General features: G+C 65.7%; 18 protein-coding genes. 8 read left to right on the top strand and 10 right to left on the bottom strand.

Translation table 11 applies throughout. From position 1 onward, the window contains the following. Window positions 1-41 precede the first annotated feature (41 nt). Together J7I84_RS08545 and J7I84_RS08540 are read right to left on the bottom strand one after the other, a co-directional pair. Window positions 42-1346 carry a ParA family protein gene (locus J7I84_RS08545; RefSeq protein ID WP_214943383.1) on the bottom strand — a complete coding sequence of 435 codons (1305 nt, stop codon included), beginning with the start codon at window positions 1344-1346 and terminating at the stop codon, window positions 42-44. After that, the gene (locus J7I84_RS08540; protein WP_214943381.1) at window positions 1343-1984 is read right to left on the bottom strand and encodes a hypothetical protein; all 642 of its coding nucleotides are present in this window, start codon (window positions 1982-1984) and stop codon (window positions 1343-1345) included. The genes J7I84_RS08545 and J7I84_RS08540 overlap by 4 nt, the downstream gene beginning before the upstream one ends. A 152-nt stretch (window positions 1985-2136) precedes the next feature. Here J7I84_RS08540 and J7I84_RS08535 point away from each other — a divergent pair, with 152 nt between their 5' ends. Then, window positions 2137-2352: a helix-turn-helix domain-containing protein gene (locus tag J7I84_RS08535; protein ID WP_018768505.1), complete on the top strand. Its 216-nt coding sequence runs from the start codon at window positions 2137-2139 to the stop codon at window positions 2350-2352. A gap of 5 nt (window positions 2353-2357) precedes the next feature. Here J7I84_RS08535 and J7I84_RS08530 read toward each other — a convergent pair whose 3' ends face one another. Next, window positions 2358-2933 carry a hypothetical protein gene (locus tag J7I84_RS08530; protein ID WP_214943378.1) on the bottom strand — a complete coding sequence of 192 codons (576 nt, stop codon included), beginning with the start codon at window positions 2931-2933 and terminating at the stop codon, window positions 2358-2360. A 141-nt stretch (window positions 2934-3074) separates the two neighbouring features. On the opposite strand from J7I84_RS08530, the gene J7I84_RS08525 reads away from it, so the two are divergent. Together J7I84_RS08525 and J7I84_RS08520 are read left to right on the top strand one after the other, a co-directional pair. Further along, entirely contained in the window at window positions 3075-3962 is an 888-nt protein-coding gene (locus tag J7I84_RS08525; RefSeq protein WP_214943374.1) for a LysM peptidoglycan-binding domain-containing protein, read from the top strand. 147 nt (window positions 3963-4109) lie between these two features. Next, window positions 4110-4643 carry an Rv3235 family protein gene (locus tag J7I84_RS08520; RefSeq protein ID WP_214943371.1) on the top strand — a complete coding sequence of 178 codons (534 nt, stop codon included), beginning with the start codon at window positions 4110-4112 and terminating at the stop codon, window positions 4641-4643. A 113-nt stretch (window positions 4644-4756) separates the two neighbouring features. Here J7I84_RS08520 and secA read toward each other — a convergent pair whose 3' ends face one another. The 7 genes from secA to mtrA form a co-directional block, all read right to left on the bottom strand. Then, window positions 4757-7498, bottom strand: a complete 2742-nt coding sequence (secA, locus tag J7I84_RS08515) for a preprotein translocase subunit SecA (protein WP_214943368.1) — start codon at window positions 7496-7498, stop codon at window positions 4757-4759. 99 nt (window positions 7499-7597) lie between these two features. Continuing rightward, window positions 7598-8809: a winged helix-turn-helix domain-containing protein gene (locus tag J7I84_RS08510; protein WP_214943365.1), complete on the bottom strand. Its 1212-nt coding sequence runs from the start codon at window positions 8807-8809 to the stop codon at window positions 7598-7600. Window positions 8810-8838: 29 nt separating this feature from the next. After that, window positions 8839-9564, bottom strand: coding sequence for a ribosome hibernation-promoting factor, HPF/YfiA family (gene hpf, locus J7I84_RS08505; protein WP_214943362.1), 726 nt, complete (start codon window positions 9562-9564; stop codon window positions 8839-8841). 144 nt (window positions 9565-9708) lie between these two features. After that, the gene (locus J7I84_RS08500) at window positions 9709-10638 is read right to left on the bottom strand and encodes a ComF family protein (RefSeq protein ID WP_214943360.1); all 930 of its coding nucleotides are present in this window, start codon (window positions 10636-10638) and stop codon (window positions 9709-9711) included. A gap of 134 nt (window positions 10639-10772) precedes the next feature. Then, window positions 10773-12488: an LpqB family beta-propeller domain-containing protein gene (locus tag J7I84_RS08495; protein WP_214943357.1), complete on the bottom strand. Its 1716-nt coding sequence runs from the start codon at window positions 12486-12488 to the stop codon at window positions 10773-10775. Continuing rightward, window positions 12485-14254 (bottom strand): MtrAB system histidine kinase MtrB, encoded by a 1770-nt coding sequence (gene mtrB, locus J7I84_RS08490; RefSeq protein ID WP_251046328.1) that lies wholly within the window; start codon window positions 14252-14254, stop codon window positions 12485-12487. Before mtrB ends, J7I84_RS08495 begins: the two co-directional genes overlap by 4 nt. Before the next feature lie 58 nt (window positions 14255-14312). Beyond that, window positions 14313-14987, bottom strand: coding sequence for an MtrAB system response regulator MtrA (mtrA, locus tag J7I84_RS08485; protein WP_214943351.1), 675 nt, complete (start codon window positions 14985-14987; stop codon window positions 14313-14315). A gap of 176 nt (window positions 14988-15163) precedes the next feature. Here mtrA and J7I84_RS08480 point away from each other — a divergent pair, with 176 nt between their 5' ends. From J7I84_RS08480 to J7I84_RS08460, 5 genes are read left to right on the top strand one after another with little or no spacing between them, the layout of a single operon-like run. Then, window positions 15164-16582, top strand: coding sequence for a hypothetical protein (locus J7I84_RS08480; protein WP_251046327.1), 1419 nt, complete (start codon window positions 15164-15166; stop codon window positions 16580-16582). Then, on the top strand, window positions 16572-17210 hold the full coding sequence (locus J7I84_RS08475) for a DUF4129 domain-containing protein (RefSeq protein ID WP_214943348.1): 639 nt from the start codon (window positions 16572-16574) through the stop codon (window positions 17208-17210). The genes J7I84_RS08480 and J7I84_RS08475 overlap by 11 nt, the downstream gene beginning before the upstream one ends. Continuing rightward, window positions 17207-18427 (top strand): DUF4350 domain-containing protein, encoded by a 1221-nt coding sequence (locus J7I84_RS08470; protein ID WP_251046326.1) that lies wholly within the window; start codon window positions 17207-17209, stop codon window positions 18425-18427. Before J7I84_RS08475 ends, J7I84_RS08470 begins: the two co-directional genes overlap by 4 nt. Next, window positions 18424-19437 (top strand): MoxR family ATPase, encoded by a 1014-nt coding sequence (locus J7I84_RS08465; RefSeq protein WP_214943345.1) that lies wholly within the window; start codon window positions 18424-18426, stop codon window positions 19435-19437. Before J7I84_RS08470 ends, J7I84_RS08465 begins: the two co-directional genes overlap by 4 nt. After that, a complete protein-coding gene (locus J7I84_RS08460; RefSeq protein WP_214943343.1) occupies window positions 19437-20729 on the top strand; it encodes a DUF58 domain-containing protein in 1293 nt (430 codons plus the stop codon). Before J7I84_RS08465 ends, J7I84_RS08460 begins: the two co-directional genes overlap by 1 nt. Window positions 20730-20743: the final 14 nt, after the last annotated feature.

Genomic DNA, 20743 nt, shown 5'->3' with positions numbered 1-20743 from the left:
TCAGAGATATTCGCCGCACCTTTGCAGCTCTTATGGCGAGCCTAGTCCTTTGCCCTTCGCCGTGGTGTGGAAGAAAATACAGAGGATCTAGGTTTTCGCTGGTCGGGTGCACAAACCAGCTCGCGGATGGCACGGCGCAGCGCAGAGTCGGGTGAAGCTTCGAGGAGCAGGGAGCCGGCAAGGAGGGCTGCATCCGCGGCGGCGGGGTCGTAAGGCAGGAAGGCCTTCAGTTCCGATGCGGGGCCGTACCGTTCCCAGGCATCCCGCAACTGGCGTTCCGGACCACGCCCCACGGAAGAGGAGCGCACCTTGTTCATGACAACAGTGGGTGATGCCTGCGGTACGGCGGCTTCCAGCTCGGCAAGCCCACGCACCATGCGGGGGACGCCAACTGGGTCAGCAGCGCCAACAGCATAGACTGCGTCCGCCAGTTCCAGCGGAAACAGCGTGGCCGCGTTCCGCCGCGGTGCCATGGTGTCGAAGCTCAGTTCCTCATCGGCCTCGAGGCAAAAGCCCGTATCGACAACAACAACGTCCGCAATCCCCCGGGCCCGTTCAAGAACCAGCCCCAGGGCGGTGGCGCGGAGCTCGGTCCACCGGTCCGCGCGGGTTATTCCCGTCAGGACCCGGAATGTCCCGGACGCCGTGGCCACGGTTGCGGCGACCTTTCGGAGGGCGTCCTTGTCCAGCAAACCCTGGTCGGCGAGCCTGCACGCCTGGGCAAGCCCGGCTGACTCATCCAGGAGACCCAGCACCGCCGCGACGCTGGCGCCGTAGGTGTCGGCGTCGACCAGCAGGACATCCCGGCCATCGGCCGCCATCTCCCCGGCGATGTTAACCGCGATAGTGGTCCTGCCGGGTGACCCGGCCGGTCCCCAGACAACGATGAGTGTTCCGCTGGGTTGATCCTCCGCGTCAGATTGCGGCTGCACGGGGTCCGTGGCCAGCGCAGCCCCCGTGTCAGCGGCCGCGCTACGGTTGGCAGGACGCACCGCACCGGTCAGCTGGGCAACGGAGTCGGCGATCCGGTCCGAAAGCTCTGCGGACCCAACCCCCGTCAGCGCCGAGGCAACCCCAATTTTGCTGAGCCTGGCTGCTTCTTCGGCGTTGTCGGTCAGCGCAATGACCACCACCCCAACAGCTCCAAGGCGGTCCACGAGCGAGGCAGTCAAGCCTTCCGACCCCTCGGCCACCACGGCAGCCCTGGCCAGTCCGCTCTGACAGGCCGCGAGAAGCTCAGGAAGTTCAGCGCACCGTCGAACCACGGTCACCGGCCCGTGCAGTCTTTCGAGGCCGCCCACCAGGTCCTCCCGGCTTTGGCCAACGGTGACGACAGGGATGCTCATCGGGCGCCGCCCGGATTCCACACAACTGATATCTTCGCATCGTTGGCTTGGGCACCCAGCAACGCAGGCATCTGCTTATCCTCCACCAGGACCATCAGCACGGTGGTCTTAGACGAGCCGAGGGCAGTGGACCCAGTGGCGACCTCAGCGATTTCAGCTCCGGGAAGGATGAGTTTCGGCTCGCTGAATCCGTTCTTCGCGTCCGGCTGCGCCACCCAGACATCCACCCTGGCCCCGGCAACCGCCTGGGACGGCAAGGTTTGCGAGATGCTTAGCGCCACGGGCTTCCGGTCCAGCCGGTCCACCCCACCAAGGCTGGCCCTGGGAACCAACTGGTCCTTTGCGATCCGCTGCACGGCGACAACGTCCTGGGGCAGACCGTCCTCTACGGTGATGTAGTGCTGTTCGGTATCGCCCAGGCGAACCTTGGCGCGGACCACCTTCTCCGGCGTCAGGCGTTCACCCACGCCAATGCCGTCCCGGGCCGCGAAGACCTCGGTGGTGCGGTCCGCAGTGGCGACCAGGAAGATCACCCCGGCGACAGACACCAGGACCAGAAGAACGCCAACCAGCAAGCGCGGGTCCTTCCACGATGGGCGCTTCAGTCGTGGTGCAGTGGCGCTTGGATCAGGAACCATACCGCTTTCCCCCTAGGTATACCGGACCTGCCGGGTCTGGCCGGACTCCTCATTGTTACCGCAAGCTACCGCGAACAAAAGTCATTTACCTAAATACCCCCTATCTGTGGAAAACGGACACAAACTACGCCACATGATGGCAAAATGGGTGCATGCCAAGGTTCCTCACGCTCGCCGACGTCGCTGAGCAGCTCCAGATTAACTCCCCTGCCGCGTACGCCTTGGTCCGCAGCGGTGAGCTGAAGGCCATCCAGGTGGGCGGCCGCGGGCAGTGGCGCGTCGAAGAGAAGATGCTGGAACAGTACATTGAGGAACGATACGCCGAGGCCAGCCGCATGATTCAGGAGTCACGCTCCAAGTCAGTGTGACCCCGTTAGGCTCCGCCGGCTTTATGCGACCTGAGCATGGCCAACGCCGTGAACGGTATGGCCGAAACCTGGCCCACGCTTTGGGTCCGGCGCGCCTCGCCCGGAATAACCGCGGCAAGGTCGATGTAGTCTCCGCCAACACGGTCAATGACGCCAGCCAACCGTACGGTCCCGGTCCCGGCTCCCCCGCCCATCGTTACGGACACTTCCGTCCGATCGCGGGCCAAGGCCCGGAGGGAATGGGCGAGTCCAATCGACCGGCGGACTGAAGAGTTCTCCGTCCGCGCATGCCTGCCCAGACCGACGTACCGGGCTGCAGCCGCGTAGGGGATGAGCACTTGGTGCTGGTCTTCATCCAGGACCAAGGCATCAGCACCCACATGCGTCAGCTCCCCCTGTGCAGAATCGCCGCATAAGAGGTGGACTCCGATTCTGTAGCCGACTGCCGCCCGCAGCCTGTCTTCAACCCGCAGGCCAACCATTTCGGCCCGTGTCCGCTCACTGACCTCACTGTCGAGCGTCAGCCGGTCAGCCTCCGCGATCTGGCTTTCCATGTCGTTGAAGAGTGCATCCCAGCGCATTCCGCCAGCGTAGGTTGCGCGGTCCGGCCCGTCAACGAGCATCTCTTTTTCATTCCAACGTCTGGACAAACCGCCATAAGCTGGCTCAGACTGAATCAAGAGTTATCAAACAACATCAAACGACATCAAAAGGGGAGAACGATGAGGTACTCCACAAAGACAGAATGGTCGGACACCGTCATGGTGGCGACCTTGCTGGTGCTAGGGATGTTGCTTTGCATCCTGGGCTCAGGCCTGCTCACCCAGTGGCGGGACGCAGCCACCCGTCAGCAGGACTCATCCGTGGAAGTCCTGCTTGCAGCGGCCGCAACAGCTGCGGGCATCGGCCTTTTGTTGTGGTGGACCGTTTCAATGGTGAGTGCAGCCGCCTCTGTCCTGCTGGAGCGGTTGGGACGACAGCGGGCTGCCGCGGCCGCCCGCAGGTTCTCACCTGCATTTATGCGGAGGGCAATGGTTACCGCTCTTTCGATTCAGCTGTTGGCAGGGGCCGCGGCACATGGGGCCACCGCTACGCCGGGTCCGGAGTGGACACCAACGCAGACACATTCCTCGGCGACTCCGTCCGCCCCTGCAACTGCCGGCGGTGTTCCTACACGCGGCCAGAACGATGGCCCAGGGACGCAGGCCCTGGTGCAACTGGTCCCCGCAACGGTGCCAAAAGGGAGCCAGGAAAGCGCGACGCCGGCATGGGAGCCCGCCGCCACCCTGACTAGCCCCCCTGCGCTCAACCCGGGATGGCAGCCTCCCTCCCCTGTGGTGGAGCCCGGCATGCTCGCCGCACCGGAAACCAGGACCGCTGTTCGCACAGAGCCGGGTGGCCGCGAAACGGGTAGCGAGGCGGAGGAAGTAACCGTGCTCGCCGGCGACACATTGTGGGACATCGTTGAGGCCCATTTGGGACCAGAAGCATCGGATGTGGACATAGCCCTCGAATGGCCGCGGTGGTACGCAGCGAACCGTGGACTGATCGGCGGGAGCCCGGACGTTTTGCTTCCGGGCCAGATCCTCCGGGCCCCGGCAGCCCCTTAGCTGCTGACGCTTCCCTTGCAGCGCCGGGCGCACGGTCCAGCGATACCGAAGATCCAATCAACAGGCGGGCCAAGCCCGGCCGGCGGCCCTTATGCAACACCAGGCCAGCCCAGAAGACCAACAGCTACTCGAACCAAGGGGAAGACAATGACCGCAGTGACACCTGTCCGGGCCGTCCAGGCGCTGGCCGCCGACACCGTCAATGGCGGGACGGCCCTGGGGGCACCCGCGCCAGCGCGACGGACGGGGGCACCCGTGTCAGCTTCAAGGACGGCGGCGCCAGCAGGCCAGTCCCACGGTGTGAAGCCTCCCTCCCTGCGGCCCCTAAGTGAGGCTGCGGAAGTCAGGGCAATTACCCGCGGGACGGTCCAAGCCGCGATGGAAGTCCTGGCCGGGATCCGGCCCATCCACCAGTTGGCGCGGCGTCTCGATCCGCGGTGCCTTGCAGCGCTGCAGCACCGGGCGGCGCTGATCCGGCGCGAACTTACCAGGACGGGCAATCCCGCCCTGGCCCGGCTCCACCGGAATTCCTTGGTCCGCTCCGTACGGGTGTGTGAGGTGGCCGAGGGGATCTATGAGGCAAGTGCCGTGGTGGTGGATGACGTACGGGCCCGTGCCGTTGCCGTCCGTCTTGAGCGCAGCAAGCAGGTTTGGAGGATCGTTGAACTCGTTATCGGCTGACGCTGGAAACGGCGCGGCGTTCTGACGTGCACTTAGTGCGGAACGCAAACAAGGCAGGAACGCATCGGTCCCTGCCCTGTTCACTAACGCCCGCTGCCTTCCAGGCTGTGCTGCTAGCGCTTTTTCTTCTTCGCAGGCCGCTTTGCAGCATCCTGTGCAGCTGCCTTGGCAGGGTTCCCGGAGCGTCCGCTTCCTGACCGGGTTTCCACCCGGGTCTGGGTTCCGCCGCTCTCGCTGGGAGCGGTGTACTGCAACTGCGCAGGCTTCTCCGGGGCTTCAAGTCCTGCGGCATGGACCTGCGGGTCCACATGCTCGGTGTGTCCGCCGGCAGCATCCTGAACCACCACGTCCTGGGCCGGGGTCACTTCCACCTCGAGGTTGTAAAGGAACCCGACGCTTTCCTCCCGGATGGCTTCCATCATGCTTTGGAACATGGCGAACCCTTCGCGCTGGTACTCCACCAGAGGATCGCGCTGCGCCATGGCGCGCAGGCCAATGCCCTCCTTGAGGTAATCCATCTCGTAGAGGTGTTCCTGCCACTTGCGGCCAATGACGGAAAGGACCACCCGGCGCTCAAGCTCGCGCATGCTTTCGGAGCCGATGACCTCCTCGCGGGCCTGGTAAACCAGGCGGGCGTCGGAGAGGATTTCCTCCTTCAACAGTTCCACGGTGATCCTGGACTTGCCGCCGGCTTCCTCGATGATGTCTTCAGCAGTAACGCTGACAGGATAGAGCGTTTTGAGGTTGGTCCACAGCTGGTGGAAGTCCCAGTCGTCGCCGTTGCCTTCTGCGGTTGCGGCGTCAATCAGGGCGGTGATGGTGTCCTCGATGAAGTACTGCACCTTTTCGTGCAGGTCATCGCCTTCCAGGATGCGCCGGCGGTCGCTGTAGATCGCCTCGCGCTGGCGGTTGAGGACGTCGTCGTACTTCAGGACATTCTTGCGCTGCTCGGCGTTGCGGCCTTCCACCTGACCCTGGGCAGAGGCGATGGCCCGAGACACCAGTTTTGATTCCAGGGCAACGTCGTCCGGCACGGAGCTGTTCATCAGCCGTTCCGCCGCCCCGGAGTTGAAGAGCCGCATCAGGTCATCGGTCAGCGACAGGTAGAACCGGGATTCGCCGGGGTCGCCCTGGCGGCCCGACCGGCCGCGGAGCTGGTTGTCGATGCGGCGTGACTCGTGGCGTTCGGTGCCCAGCACGTAAAGGCCGCCAAGGTCCAGTACTTCCTCGTGTTCGTCCTTGACGGACTGCTTGGCTGTTTCCAACGCAGCAGGCCAGGCGGCTTCGTACTGTTCGGAGTTCTCCTCCGGGTCCAGCCCACGCTTGGCGAGTTCGGCGACCGCCGTGAACTCGGCATTGCCGCCCAGCATGATGTCAGTGCCGCGGCCGGCCATATTGGTTGCCACGGTGACGGCGCCCTTACGGCCGGCCTGGGCGATGATGGCGGCTTCCCGGGCGTGGTTCTTGGCGTTCAGGACCTCGTGGCGGATGCCCTCCTTGGCGAGCAGCTTGGACAGGTACTCGCTCTTCTCCACGCTGGTGGTGCCCACGAGGACCGGCTGGCCCTTTTCGTGCCGTTCAGCGATATCGCGCACCACGGCGTCGAACTTCACAACCTCGTTCTTGAACACGAGGTCCGACTGGTCGATCCGCTGCATGTCCCGGTTGGTGGGGATGGCCACGACACCCAACTTATAGGTGCTCATGAACTCGGCCGCCTCAGTCTCGGCGGTACCGGTCATGCCGGACAGCTTGCCGTACATACGGAAGTAGTTCTGCAGCGTCACGGTGGCCAGGGTCTGGTTCTCCGCTTTGATCTCGACGCCTTCCTTGGCCTCGATCGCCTGGTGCATGCCTTCGTTGTAGCGGCGGCCGGCCAGGATGCGCCCGGTGTGCTCATCAACGATCAGCACTTCGCCGTCCAGGATGACGTAGTCCTTGTCCCGCTTGAACAGTTCCTTGGCCTTGATGGCGTTGTTCAGGAACCCGATCAGCGGGGTATTGGCGGATTCGTACAGGTTGGAGATGCCAAGGTAGTCCTCGACCTTTTCAATCCCGCTCTCCAGGACGCCCACCGTGCGCTTCTTTTCGTCGACCTCGTAGTCCTTTTCGGCCTGCAGCCGGAGCACCACCTTGGCGAATTCGCTGTACCAGCGGTTGGTATCCCCCTGCGCCGGGCCGGAGATGATCAACGGCGTGCGCGCCTCATCGATCAGGATGGAGTCAACTTCGTCAACGATGGCGAAATTGTGGCCGCGCTGGACCAGTTCGGTCCGGTCCCACGCCATGTTGTCGCGCAGGTAGTCGAAACCGAACTCGTTGTTGGTCCCGTACGTGATGTCGGCGGCATACTGCTGGCGGCGAACGGCCGGATCCTGGTTGGCCAGGATAACGCCGCTGCTCAGGCCCAGGAAGCGGTATACGCGGCCCATGAGCTCGGACTGGTATTCGGCGAGGTAGTCGTTGACCGTGATCACGTGGACGCCCTTGCCGGTGAGGGCATTCAGGTAGGCGGGAGCGGTCGCCACCAAGGTCTTGCCTTCACCGGTCTTCATTTCAGCGATGTTGCCCAGGTGCAGGGCGGCGCCGCCCATCAGCTGGACATCGAAGTGGCGCATCCCCAGGGTCCGGGAGGAAGCTTCACGCACTGCGGCGAAGGCTTCCGGAAGCAGGTCGTCCAGCTTTTCGCCATCCTGGTGGCGTTCGCGAAGACGGTCCGTCTCCTCACGCAGTTCCGCGTCGGTAAAGGTCTTGAATGAGTCTTCGAGGGCGTTGATGGAATCGGCATAATTCCGCAGCTGCCGGAGTGTTTTCTTGTCACCCGTGCGGAGAATTTTTTCGATAAGTGATGCCACGTGAAGATGCTCCCAGTCTTATGCCGCCGAATTCTGGCGTGTTCAGTCTACGGGAGAGACACGCGGCCGGTGGCCCTTTTCCCTGAGAGCGGATAGAACTTACGGGCGTGCCAGTTCCCGCGCCAGCGGGGCGGCGAGGTCCCCTGCCGGCCCCACTTCCACGTCAAGCAGGCCAAGCCATTGGCCCATGAGCTTCAGTTCTGCGGCGAGTTCGAAGGCGGTATCCGGCGGTGCGTCCGGTTCGGCGAAGGCGGACCTCACCAGCAGCCGGCCGCCTGCCCGGTCAGCCTTCAAATCCACCCGGCCCACCATCCGGTCCCGCAGCAGGAAAGGCAGCACATAATAGCCGAAACGCCGTTTGGGCTCCGGGGTGTAGATCTCGATCCGGTAATGGAAGCCGAACAGTTCGGACAAGCGGCGCCGCTCAAAGACCAGAGAATCGAACGGGCTCAACAGTGCGCGGCCGGAGGCACGCCGTGGGAGTACCGAGTCCACATGGCGGAAGACTTGTCGCCCCCAGCCTTCCACGGTGACGGGTTCCAGCCTCCCTTGCGCCACCAGGTCCTCAACGGCCAGCGCGGTGGCCTTGACCGGAGTCCGGAAGTAGTCGGCAAAGCAGCGGATGCTGCCGATTCCGTGGGCCTGGGCGGCCGCATCGGTCAGGCGGTGGAGTGCAGCGGCCGGATCCCTTTCCCGTGCTGCTGGGACGTCGGATGGGAGGACTTTGGAAGTCAGCGTGTACCGGCGCTCGAACTGCCCGGTCCTGGAGGCCGCCGATACCAGCCCTTCTTCAAAGAGGTGTTCCAAAACCCGTTTCACGGCGTTCCAGTTCCACCCCCAGTTGTCCGTCTGCCTTTCCTCCACGTGGCCGATCCGGGCAGTCAGTTCCGACGCCGTGAGCGGCCGTGACCGGGCCAGGGTGGCGAGGATTTTGGCCGACACATCGTTGCGGAGCTCCGGGTCCAGCCGGGATGCGCCCACCCAGGCGCGTTTCTGCCATAAAAGGAGGTCCTGGTAATGCTCCGGCCGGATGTAGCTTGCTTCGTGCGCCCAGTATTCAAGCATCCGGCGCGGGTGGCTCCCGGACATGCGTTGCAGGATGTCGCGATCGTAGTTGCCGAGCCGCGAGTAGAAGGGCAGGAAGTGGCTGCGGACCAGGACGTTCACGGAATCGATCTGGACCAGCTGGAGACGGGCAAAGGTACGGCCCACCGTCCGTGCTGTCACGGGGCCGGTGGGCCGTCCTTTTTCGAGTCCCTGCGCTGCCAGTGCGATCCGCCGTGCCTGGTCAAGGCTCAGCGTTGCGGGCAATTCAGTCCTCTCTGGTGGCTGGTTCCACCCTAAGCGTTGGCGGGGGCGTCGTCCGAGCGGTAAGCGAGGACCTTTTCCTCCACGACGGTGTCTCCCGGTTCGCATTCGTGGTCCAAAGTAATGACGCCGTACGTCCAGCCACGGCGGCGGTAAACGACGGACGGTGTGTTGGTGGCTTTGTCAACGAAGAGGTAAAAGTCGTGGCCCACGAGCTCCATGTTGTCTACGGCGTCGTCCAGCGTCATGGAGGCGGCAGGAAAGACCTTGCGCCGGATCAGTACCGGCGAGTTCCCGGCCGGGATGTCATTTTCGACGTCGTAGGGGGATTTTTCCTCCGGTGCCTGCGCGCTTTCGCTCCTGCGGTTGGCCTCGAGGTACAGCGGTTCGTGGGCGCTGGCTGGTTCAAGCGTGGCGGTTGCTTCGCGAACGGCCTTAGGGGTGTGGCGGCCATGGTGGACCTTCTTGCGGTCCTTCGCGCGCCGGAGCCGCTCAAGCAGTTTGTTGTAGGCGAGGTCAAAGGCGGCAAATTTGTCTGCGGCGCTCGCTTCGGCACGGATTACAGGACCCCGGCCCAGGACTGTCACCTCGACGGTCAACTGGTCGCCGGTTTGCCGGGTATTGGTCTCCTTGGAGACTTTCGTATCGACCCGCTGGATCTTGTCACCAAGCGATTCGATCTTTGCGATCTTTTCCCCGGCATATTCGCGGAACCGGTCTGAAACTGTCAGATTTCGTCCGCTGATCATAAACTCCATGGTGCCCTCCAAATGACTTCGGTGACACGACGGCGGCACTTCCTTGGGCCGGGCTGCCTGACAGTCGAGCCCCTCTCCGAGCCGCCATCGAAAGGTACATTCTGTTCTTGGTACCCACCACCGACGTTAGTTCATAGCCACCCGTTATTCATCCTTTCCCGGTTTATTTTTTTCTAAGTCATGGTGTCGCCCGTGCGGCCCGGCGGCGGGAGCGTCGGGGTCTGCGGCGACGGGCGGGCGTGTCGCTGCCAGAACGACGGCACCTTTCACCTGCGCGCCGGCCTGATGCAGGGCACGGGCTGCTTCCCTAATGGTGGCGCCGGTTGTCAGGACGTCGTCGACGATGATGCAGGGACGTCCAAAGACCCTGTTGCGGGCACCGGATTTGATCTGCATGGAGCCCCGGACGCGTTGCGAGCGGGCTCCCCTGCCCAACCCTTTTTGGCCACCCCCACCACTTTGGCGAGCCAGACCTGTCCGCTCATCGGGGCCCTTGCGGCCACCGGGCCACAAGGAGCCGGCTCGCGTCTTCTTGCACAGGGCATCCGCTACATCGAGTCCTGGCAGTTGCCGTCCCGCCTCGTTCAGGAGCAGGTGGACCGGGCTGAACCCCCGGCTGACGAATGCCGCCGCGCCGGTGGGCACCGGAACCAGCAGGAATCCGTTGCCGCCCCGCGCACCTGCCCTGATTGCCACGGCCAGCGCACGGCCAAGGCTCCTGCCGAGCTGGTGCTGGCCGTGCCGTTTGAACGACAGCAGGCCCTGCGCAAGTTCGTCCCGGTACACTCCTGCTGCCACCACAGGCAGCATGATGCTCCCGTCGACATCCATCAGTGCGGGCGCTCCGCTTTCCGCGCGGAAGGGTTGCCTGGTCAGGCGGCGGATGCGGCTGCCGCAGGATGGGCAAAGGGTCCGGTCTTCCGCCCCGCAGCAGACACAGTCCACCGGCGCCGCCAGAGCAAGGAGATCTGCCGCTGCGCTGGACAACCAGTCAGCAAGGCGCAGGAGGGCGGCTGTGTGTTGGCCCCTGTGCAGTGCCGCCCAGGGTGGCGGCGGATGAAGGTCCGGGTCCATCCTCCGGGTCCCTTGATGGCCGGGACCAGTTGCGCTGCTTTCACCGGGTGTGCCGTTCACACTCCCACCATGCACCAGAGGTTCCGCTGTACGGGGCCCTGGTCCTGCTATGTGGATAAGGCGGAAGGCAGGCGTCAGCCGGGAAAGGCAGGGTCGATGGGGCCCTTGATTTGGGGCGACCAGCCGTTGCCGAGGCGCTGGAAGATACCCTCTCCGGACTGGACGTAAATGTCGTCCGCACCGTTTCCGGCGCTGATGGCTACCAGGCCGGGCCAGGGAGCCAGCTGCTGCGGCTGCCCGGAGGTGAAGGACAGCAGCTCCGGCGTGACATTTGAACCGGCTGATTCCTTCATCACGGCAACGGTGGTCCCGTTCACCCACACCCCTTGGTCTGGATCGCCGGCACTGACCAGGGTGATGGGCGCGGTCAGTTCGCGCGGCGTGCCGTCGCCGGCGCGAATCACACCGGTCACCTGCACCTTGGATTTTCCGTTCTGCTCGGAGATGACCAGGGCGCGCACGCCGTCGCGGGAAATGCGGAATTCCTTCACGGTCCGGCCGGCAAGCCAGGACGGTGCCAGGGTCACGGACGGGACAGGTGCGCCCTCCGCCACCCCGGTGGGACGGAACGCCACAACTTCAGTGGCACCTGTGGCGCCCGGCCCGGCCGTCCATACCCAATCATTGATGCTGAAGGACGGCCGGCTGAGCGTACTCCGGGTGGTCAAGGCGCGGGCAGGCTGGCCCGGACTGATGCTGTACAGGGTGGTGCGGCCGTCATTGAGGAAAGCCGCAGTCTGCGACACCGGCGATTCCGCAGGGTAGCGCGGATTGAGTGCCGAGACCGGCTGCATATCGGGCAACGGTGACACACGGTTGTTTTCGTAGCGCACCAACTCGTTGCCATTGATCGCGATCTGGCGCGAAGGCACTGTTTTGTCCAGCACCGGAGGAAGGACGGCTCCGTTGTCCTCCACCCGGACCAGGTCCTGGTTGGCGCGCAGTTCAACGTTGACCACGTCAGGCTGGCTGCGGAACGTCAGGGTCAGCTGCATCTGCATGCGCAGCCGGTCCTCCGCGGAAGTTTCCGTCAGCTCCTTTGCCGTCAGATCCACCTGCGCAGCCCCGGACACCACCGGGACGGACTCGCGGGCCAGCTTGATCCCCGACGGGAATGCGCTGGCGACGGCGCCGCGCAGGTAGGGGGCGGGCCCGGCCAGCAGCGCACTGGTCATGGCTTTGACGGTCTTGTTCTTCAGGAACCAACGGACGTCGGGGATGGCGTAGGTGAAGGTGGGGTCGTAAAAGTAGATGGGGTAGGCACCGTAGATCACCTTGAACGTTTCCTCCGCAATGGCGGTCCCGTCCGGAATCGCGGAGATCCGCCACTCGCCGTCCACCTGGGTCACCGTCACGGGAACGCGTTCCACTGTTCCCGGAGGCGACTGGGTGGCGATGCCATCGGCGTCCACCGTGTAGGAGACATCCAGCTCGTAGTTGAAGACGTTTTCAGTGCCTGTGGGAACAACGCGCGCCTCCCGGTACACCAACGCCCGTTTGTCCGGTTTCCAGGACACGGCCGATGCCTGGGTCAGGTACTGGCGGGCCACCGCGTAGTCATCCTCGTAGCCGCTGCCTGCCCGGTAGAAGTAGTCGATGATGGTTTCCGGTGAGGCCCCCGGCTGCGGCGCTGCAGGAAGGAATACGGGTGCGCTGACGTTGCCGGCGCTGCTTTCGCTGCTCTTCCCCACCGGGCCGGATGTGGGGATCCGCGCACAGCCGGACAGGAGGACGATCAGCACCGCGAGCAGTGCCGCGCTGTACCGGGCGTGGCGCATGGTGGACCTCATCGCGTCTCCTCTGGGCCCCGCGCCGGAGCAGGCCTGGCACCTGTCTGCAGCAGCAGCATGTTCTTGTAGTCCTGTTCTGCAGGGATGCTGCCCGGCGCTCCGGGCCTGGTGGCATCCTTCGGTTCCAGCTGGAGGGGCGATTCGGTAATTTCGCCATCCTGGCGCAACGGAAGGGTCAGCCGGAAGTTGGCGCCGTCGCCCTTCCTGCCCCACGCCTGCAACCAGCCGTGGTGCAGCTTGGTATCCTCCATGGCGATGGACAGCCCCAGGCCGCTGCCTCCCGTGGTGCGCGCGCGGGCAGGATCGGCACGCCAGAACCTGTCGAACACCCGGGCTGCCTGCGCCTGGTCCATTCCGATCCCGTGGTCCCGGACAGCAACGCCCACCGCTGTCCCATTTGCCGCAACCGTGACGGTCACCGGCTTGCCCTCGCCGTGCTCCACCGCGTTCAGAATCAGGTTCCGCAGGATCCTGTCGATCCGCCGGGCATCCATCTCCACGACCACGGCGTCTTCGGGGGCCTTGTAGATGATTTCCGAGCCGTACTCCGCAGCGACCGGCGCTGCACCTTCGATGACGTGGGCGATCACCTGGAGGAGGTCCTCAGGTTCAGCATCCAGGACGGCCACGCCTGCATCGAACCGGCTGATTTCAAGCAGGTCGGAGAGCAGGGACTGGAACCGCTCCACCTGGTTGTAGAGCAGCTCGGCGGACCGCTTGTTGATGGGGTCGAAGTCATCACGCGCCTCATAGAGGACCTCCGCGGCCATCCGGACGGTAGTCAGCGGCGTCCTCAGTTCATGTGAGACGTCGGAGACAAAGCGCTGCTGCATCTGGGAAAGCGTTGCGAGCTGGGTGATCTGCTCCTGCAGGCTGGCCGCCATGTGGTTGAAGGAGGCACCCAGCCGGGCCACTTCATCCTCACCCTTAACCACCATGCGCTCCTGCAGCTGGCCGGCGGCGAGCTTCTCCGAAACCATGGCGGCATGACTCACCGGGCTCACTACGTTGCGCGTGACATACCAGGCGACCGCGCCGATCAGCAGCACCAGTACTGCGCCGCCGGCCCAGAGGACGCTTTGGATCTCATTCAGCGTTTGCTGCGCGGTGTTGAGGTCGTAGATCAGGTAAAGCTCGTAGACGGTGCCATTGAAGGTCACCTTGTTGCCCACTGCTATCCCCGGCCGGTCCTCGGTCCCCACCGGTATGACCGTGGACGCCCAGTACTGGTCCTTTCCGGACTCCTGCACTGCCTTCCGCAGGTCCGGCGGGATGACGCTGACCGTCAGCTGGTCCGACGCACGGGACTCGACCCAGCGGTTGCGGGGTTTGGTCTGGTTGGGCATCGCTTCAAAGACATAGCGCCTTTGAATGACGGAACCCCGCCCTTCCACGGCGCTGAGCGTGTCCGAAACGAGGGTGATGACGCTGGATTGGTCAGTGACCTGGGCGCCGTCGAACGTGTCCTGCACCTGCTTGACGTTGTAGCGCGTCTCGGACTCTGCCTGCGTCAGCCGCTCCTGGAACAGGTTGTTGGCGATCTGGTTGGACAAGTACGCGCCGACAACGGCGAACGAGGTCACAGCCAGCATGAGGGTCGTGAGGACGGTGCGGAACTGCAGGGACCGGCGCCAGCGCTGCTGCAAAGCCCGGCCAAGGTAGCGCAGGCCGGGGAGGAAGCGCACCACGCCGGTGCGGACCAGCCGGGCCACACGCAGCGCCACGATCAGGGCGCGCCGCTGCCAGATCCTTGCCCGAAACGCCATATGTCGAAGCCCCGGTGTGGCTCCGTCTCCGGCAGGCACCCCATCCTGCGGGGCGGGGTCAGACCCCTGCTTTGTAGCCGACACCACGCACCGTCAATACAACTTCCGGGGCTTCCGGGTCCTGCTCGATCTTGGACCGCAGGCGCTGGACGTGGACGTTGACCAGGCGGGTGTCAGCGGCGTGGCGGTAGCCCCAGACCTGCTCCAGCAGCAGCTCCCGGGTGAAGACCTGCCAGGGTTTGCGGGCCAGTGCCACCAGGAGATCGAATTCCAGCGGAGTCAGGGAAATCCGCTCGCTGCCCCTGCTGACGGTGTGCCCGGCGACGTCGATGGTGATGTCCGCTATGCGGAGCGTTTCGGGGGCCTTCTGGTCTCCGGGGCGAAGGCGGGCGCGCACGCGTGCCACCAGTTCGGCGGGCTTGAACGGCTTCGGCACGTAGTCGTCAGCACCGGATTCCAGCCCGCGGACGACGTCTGAGGTATCCGATTTGGCGGTCAACATGACGATGGGAACATCGGACTCGCCGCGGATCTGGCGGCAGACCTCGATGCCATCCATGCCGGGAAGCATAAGGTCGAGCAGGACAAGGTCGGGCCGCGATGAGCGGAACACGTCTAGGGCCTGGGCGCCGTCGGCGCAAAAAACCGGCTCGAAGCCGTCGTTACGGAGGACAATTCCAATCATCTCGGCCAGCGCTTCGTCATCATCTACCACCAGAATGCGTGCCTTCATAGCTATATATTCCCTTATCGGGATGGGTTTGTCCTGTTGAGCGGCTTCCCGGCATGGCGTGACACTAGGCCGCCCGACGCCGGAACTATAGTCTTGGGGTCATGCCCTGCAATGCCGGTGCGCACCTTTTGGGGACGGCACGCGGGGCGGGCGGACTGATATGGGGGAGGAAATCAGTGTCAGCACAGGAGCCGGAGCACGGCGAGCCCACGCCCGCGCGGCCGGGCAGCGGCAAGGACGACGGCGGGCCCACCGCTCCTGGGGAGCCCAACCCGCCCCATGCCTCGGAGCAGCCGTGGGCGCCGCCGGCGGGGCAGCAACCGGAGGCAGGGCAGCAGTGGCAACAGCGCGGACAGTACCCCAGCGGGAACGGCGCCTACCCCGGGAGCACATATCCCGGCAGCCCAGACGGTGGACAGCATTACAACCCGTCCGCACAAGGCTGGCCGCCCAGCTCAGGTTCCCCCTACGCCGGGCCGCCGTACCCCGCGCCGCCCTACGGCAGTTCCCCCTACAGCACCTTCCCCGCCGGACAGCCCCGCTACGCCGCCCCGCCAAAACCGGGCACCATTCCCTTGCGGCCACTGATGTTCGGGGAAATCCTGGACGGCTCGTTCCAGGCCATCAGGCGCAATGCCAAGGCCATGCTCGGCGCCGGCCTCCTGGCACAGTCCCTGTCGGCCATCCTCGCCGCGGTACTGACGGGGGTCATCGGGACGTCGTCCGGGTCGATAAAAGCATGGGCGGGGACTGCCAGCAAAACTGACGTCGCGTCGCTGGGGATCGGGCTGATGGCGGGCTTTGCGGTGCTGTCCATCCTCTCCGTGTTCATGTCCGTGGTCCTCCAGGGCGCCATGGTGGTTCCCCTAGCCAGGTCCGTCCTCAACCGGCCCACAGGCTTCCGGCGCATGATGTCGCTGGTGCGTCCACGGATCGGGGCGTTGTTCAGGCTGGCGGCGGTATTGGTGGCTGCGGCACTGGCCGCGATGATGCTCTTCTTCGCGCTCATCGTGCTCCTGTTCTCCAATGTTCGTGGCCCGGCCGCACTGCTGGCCATCCCCCTGATGATGGGCTTCGCCGTGGTGTTCCTCTGGGTGGCCATCAAGCTCCTGGTGGCACCTGCCGCCGTCGTGATCGAAGAATTGGGCGCCTTTGCCGCGCTTCGCCGCTCGTGGAACCTCACCCGGGCAAACTGGTGGCGGATCCTTGGCATCACCCTGGTGGTGGGAATCCTGGTCGCTGTCATCACCCAAGTGGTCCTGATCCCTGCAAGCCTCCTGCCCACGGTCCTGTCCGGAGTCATCTCGCCACACGGCGGCAGCGGACAGGACGCAACGCTGTCCGTGGCCGTCGGCATCCTTACCGCGGTGGTCGGTGCCCTGGTGGGCGCGGTGGGTTACGCCTTCCAAACGTCTGTCATGGCCCTGCTCTACATGGACCTGCGGATGCGCAAGGATGGCCTGGACATCGCGCTGCTGCGGGACATGGAAACCGGCGCGGATCCGGACGGCATCCCGGGCCGGACTGCCCAGGCCGGCACCACCCCATACCCCGGGTACGGAACGGCTCCGGGGGCATGGCCGTATGGCCGCTGAACCGCCAGTGCTCCCGGGCGCCGACGAGGCACGGCGATGGGCGGCAGAAGAGCTGGCCAAACCTGAATACCGTGACGCGGCCCCGTCCTGGCTGGACACCCTGTGGCGGAACTTCCTCGACTGGCTGCAGTCCCTGGACGGCTCCCCGGGCGTCGCGGCTCCGGTTCCCAGCCCGGTCATCGCCCTCGTCGTTGTAGCCATCATCGCGGCCGCCGTCATCCTCGCCCGCCCGCGGCTGAACGCACGGGCACGGCTCGCCAGCGACGTCTTCGAAAGGGAAACCGCCCTTACGGCTGAGGACTACCGCCACCGCGCGGACGCCGCCGCAGCAGCCGGAAGGTGGGGGGACGCCGTCGTCGACCGATTCCGTGCCGTGGTCCGCAGCGCAGAGAACCGGACCATCCTTGGTCCCCAGCCGGGCAGGACCGCGGACGAGGCCGCGCAGGCGTTGTCAGTGCCTTTCATCAATGAAGCCGGGCACCTGGCCCGCGCAGCGGCAACTTTTGACGGCATCCGGTACGGAAACAGGGCCGCGGACAGTACCGACTACCAGGAAATGGTGGCCCTTGACGCGGCATTGGATGCCGTGAAGCCCGCCTCAGCCGCCAGCAGGGTACCGCTCCCATGAGCGGACCCACCCTCGCCGGGAGCAAGCCCGCACAACGAACGCCCAAGGCCCCCCGCCCCGCCCCCAAGGAACGGAAACTCCCGCGCGGCAAGTTCATGGGCTGGCTGCGGCACCACCGCGGCGTCACCGTGGTGGCGGCGGTGGCAGCGGCTGCGCTGGCCCTGGCCATCGGCACGCAACTTGCTCCCAAGGGGGACACCGTCCGCCTCTCCGTCCACAATGCCGGACCGGAGGGAGCCAGGGCGCTGGGCGAAATCCTGGGCCGGCACGGGGTTTCGGTCCATACCCCGGACCGTTTCTCCGCAGCGCTGGAGGACCTGCGCTCCGACTCCTCCCCTACCCTCCTGCTCTACGACAGCAACGGTTTCCTGGACGGGCAGCAACTGGCCGCGCTGATGGCGGCTGCTGAGCGCGTGGTAGTGGTCACCCCCAGGCTGGAAACCCTCGCCGCCATTGACGGCAGCATCCACCAGGCTGGCGTGGTCCCGGATGCCTTCCCCGCCCTGGACCCCGGTTGCGCCCACCCTGACGCGGAAGCAGCGGGACAGGTCACGGGCCAACGGGGGTTTCTGTACGAGGGCGGCACCACCTGCTACCGTGCGGCAGGATCTGCCGGGATGGTTGCCGTGAGCGATGACGGCCGGCTGACCGTGCTGGGCAGCACGGCAGTCCTGGGCAACGACAGGTTGGACGAACTGGGTAACGCAGCGCTGGCGGTCCGGATGCTCGGCACCTCACCTGACCTCGTCTGGTACCTGCCCTCGTTCGAAGACGCAGCGGCGGCCGGATCCGGGCAAACCCTCGACGATCTGGCACCGGGCTGGGCCCGCTTCCTGGGCCCCTGGCTGCTGCTGGTGGCACTCGCTGCCGCCGTGTGGCGGGGCCGCCGCCACGGCCCGCTGGTGTTCGAGCCGTTGCCGGTGGTGGTCAAGGCTGTCGAGACAGCCGAAGGACGTGCCCGGCTCTACCAGGATTCGCGTGCCGTCGACCATGCCCGGGACATCCTGCGGGCCGGCCTGCTGGTACGGCTCTCCGGAAAGCTGCGGCTTGGCCCCGGCGCCACCGCCGAAGACACGATTGCCGCGGCAGCGCGGCTGCTCGGCAGGGATGCTGCCGAAATCCGCACACTGGTCAACGAACGCCCCAAGACTGAAGCCCGGCTGGTGGCCTGGTCACAGTCCCTGGAGAAAGTGGAGAAAGAGGTCATGACCCGATGAGCGAACAGAGCAGTGGCCCCGGGGTCCTCAGCGCGACGGACACCAACGGCCCATTGGACGACGACGGCGCACGGCAGGCGCTCCTTGCCGTCCGCCGCGAGGTGGCAAAGGCAGTGGTGGGACAGGACGCCACGGTCACGGGCCTCCTGATTGCCCTGCTTTCGCAGGGGCATGTGCTGCTGGAAGGCGTACCCGGGGTTGCCAAGACCCTGCTGGTCCGGGCGCTGTCCTCCGCCCTGAGCCTGGACACCAAGCGGGTGCAGTTCACTCCCGACCTCATGCCGGGCGACATCACCGGCTCGCTGGTGTACGACTCACATACTTCCGAATTCAGCTTCCGGGAGGGACCCGTCTTCACCAACCTCCTGTTGGCCGATGAGATCAACCGGACCCCGCCAAAGACCCAGGCGTCACTCCTCGAAGCCATGGAAGAGCGGCAGGTGTCCGTGGACGGAATTTCCAGGCGGCTACCGGCGCCATTCCTGGTGGCCGCCACCCAGAACCCCGTGGAGTACGAGGGAACCTATCCCCTGCCCGAGGCACAGCTGGACCGGTTCCTGCTCAAGCTCACCATGCCGCTGCCCGGTCGCGGAGACGAAATTGAGGTGATCCGCCGCCATGCGGCCGGGTTCGATGCACGGGACCTGGCAGCAGCCGGCGTCCGGCCGGTGGCGGGCGCCGTGGACCTGGAACGGGCTCGGGAGGCAGTGACCCGGGTGGCGGTGGAACCTGAAATCATCGGCTACATCGTTGACCTGGTGCGCGCCACCAGGGCTGCTCCCTCATTCCAGCTGGGCGTCTCACCGCGCGGCGCCACTGCCCTGCTCAATACCTCCAGGTCCTGGGCCTGGCTCTCGGGGCGACCATTCGTTACCCCGGACGACGTCAAAGCGCTGGCCTTGCCCTGCCTGCGGCACCGGGTGGCCCTGCAGCCCGAAGCCCAGATGGACGGGGTTCGGGTGGACGACGTCCTGGGCAGCATCCTGGCCTCCGTCCCCGTACCACGCTGATGGCCATCTCGGGGCGCTTCGTGGCGGTGGTGCTGCTGGGCCTGGTGCCAGTGCTGCTGGTCCCGGGATGGCTGACCATAGCGGCCATCACCGTCATGCTCGTGGCCCTGCTGGGCGCCGACCTGCTGTTCGCGGCTTCCCTCCGGCAGGTCACTGCGGCGCGTGCGGAGCCGGAGAACGTCACGCTCAACAACGCGGTGGAAGCGGTCTTCTCGCTCCGCAACGGTGGCGCCCGAAGGCTTCGGGGATCATTCAGGGACGGGTGGCAGCCGTCCGCCGGTGCGCAGGACCCCGTCCAGGATATCGATATCCCGGCCGGCGAAAGCAGGCGGTTCGCAGTCAGGCTCCGGCCCGTCCGCCGGGGAGACCTCGCGGCGCCGCATGTGACGCTGCGCGCTTATGGTCCGCTCCACCTGGCAGCCCGCCAGCGGACCATCGGGTGCCCAGGCTCAGTGCGGGTACTGCCGCCCTTCCATTCCCGCCGGCACCTGCCCTCCAAGCTGCGGAAACTGCGTGAACTCGATGGAAAGGCCGCCGTGCAGATCCGCGGCGCCGGCACCGAGTTCGATTCGCTGCGCGACTACGTCCGCGGCGACGACGTGCGGTCCATCGACTGGCGCGCAACGGCCAGGCGTTCCGCCGTCGTGGTACGCACCTGGCGTCCGGAACGGGACCGACGGGTGGTCATGATCCTTGATACCTCCCGGACCTCAGCAGCAAGGATCGCTGACGAAACCCGCCTGGACACCGGAATCGAGGCTGCGCTCCTCCTTGGCGTCCTGGCTGAACGGGGCGGCGACCGGGTGGACTTCATGGCCTTCGACCGGCGGACCCGGGCGCGGGCCGGTTCTGCCGGGCAGGGCAATATGCTGGGCCGGCTGGTCCAGGCCATGGCTCCCCTTGAGGCCGAGCTGATCGAGATGGACTGGCCCGCGGTCCCGGCACAGGTCCGCGCGGTCTCCGCGCACCGGTCCCTCGTGGTGCTGCTGACATCACTGGACAGCGGCGCGCCCGAGGAAGGCCTCCTGCCCGTGGCGGAGCGGCTGGCAGGCCAGCACGTCGTGGTGGTGGCCGCCGTCCGCGACCCCCAGCTGGGCACCATGCTCCGGGAACGCAACGATGCCACCGGTGTCTTCCGCGCGGCTGCCGCCGAGCGCGCCCTCCTGCAGCGTGCGGCGGTCACCGCCGAGCTGCGCCGCTACGGCGTAGAGGTGGTGGACGCGGAGCCCCATGACCTGCCGCCCCGGCTGGCGGACATGTACATCCGGCTCAAGGCTGCCGGTAGATTGTGAAACCGGAGGCAGTC

This window comes from Arthrobacter sp. ISL-85, from assembly GCF_018613675.1.
In the GTDB taxonomy this organism is placed as follows: Bacteria; Actinomycetota; Actinomycetes; order Actinomycetales; family Micrococcaceae; genus Arthrobacter.
This window is presented reverse-complemented; position numbering and strand designations above follow the sequence as displayed.

What these genes read in the sequence shown, in the direction of transcription:
- J7I84_RS08545 (WP_214943383.1), bottom strand. Translation starts at nt 1,346, where the DNA reads ATGAGCATCCCTGTCGTCACCGTTGGCCAAAGCCGGGAGGACCTGGTG.
- J7I84_RS08500 (WP_214943360.1), bottom strand. Translation starts at nt 10,638, where the DNA reads ATGGACCCGGACCTTCATCCGCCGCCACCCTGGGCGGCACTGCACAGG.
- J7I84_RS08475 (WP_214943348.1), top strand. Translation starts at nt 16,572, where the DNA reads ATGGCCGCTGAACCGCCAGTGCTCCCGGGCGCCGACGAGGCACGGCGA.
- J7I84_RS08530 (WP_214943378.1), bottom strand. Translation starts at nt 2,933, where the DNA reads ATGCGCTGGGATGCACTCTTCAACGACATGGAAAGCCAGATCGCGGAG.
- mtrA (WP_214943351.1), bottom strand. Translation starts at nt 14,987, where the DNA reads ATGAAGGCACGCATTCTGGTGGTAGATGATGACGAAGCGCTGGCCGAG.
- J7I84_RS08495 (WP_214943357.1), bottom strand. Translation starts at nt 12,488, where the DNA reads ATGAGGTCCACCATGCGCCACGCCCGGTACAGCGCGGCACTGCTCGCG.
- J7I84_RS08520 (WP_214943371.1), top strand. Translation starts at nt 4,110, where the DNA reads ATGACCGCAGTGACACCTGTCCGGGCCGTCCAGGCGCTGGCCGCCGAC.
- J7I84_RS08540 (WP_214943381.1), bottom strand. Translation starts at nt 1,984, where the DNA reads ATGGTTCCTGATCCAAGCGCCACTGCACCACGACTGAAGCGCCCATCG.
- J7I84_RS08470 (WP_251046326.1), top strand. Translation starts at nt 17,207, where the DNA reads ATGAGCGGACCCACCCTCGCCGGGAGCAAGCCCGCACAACGAACGCCC.
- mtrB (WP_251046328.1), bottom strand. Translation starts at nt 14,254, where the DNA reads ATGGCGTTTCGGGCAAGGATCTGGCAGCGGCGCGCCCTGATCGTGGCG.
- J7I84_RS08465 (WP_214943345.1), top strand. Translation starts at nt 18,424, where the DNA reads ATGAGCGAACAGAGCAGTGGCCCCGGGGTCCTCAGCGCGACGGACACC.
- J7I84_RS08460 (WP_214943343.1), top strand. Translation starts at nt 19,437, where the DNA reads ATGGCCATCTCGGGGCGCTTCGTGGCGGTGGTGCTGCTGGGCCTGGTG.
- hpf (WP_214943362.1), bottom strand. Translation starts at nt 9,564, where the DNA reads ATGGAGTTTATGATCAGCGGACGAAATCTGACAGTTTCAGACCGGTTC.
- J7I84_RS08535 (WP_018768505.1), top strand. Translation starts at nt 2,137, where the DNA reads ATGCCAAGGTTCCTCACGCTCGCCGACGTCGCTGAGCAGCTCCAGATT.
- J7I84_RS08525 (WP_214943374.1), top strand. Translation starts at nt 3,075, where the DNA reads ATGAGGTACTCCACAAAGACAGAATGGTCGGACACCGTCATGGTGGCG.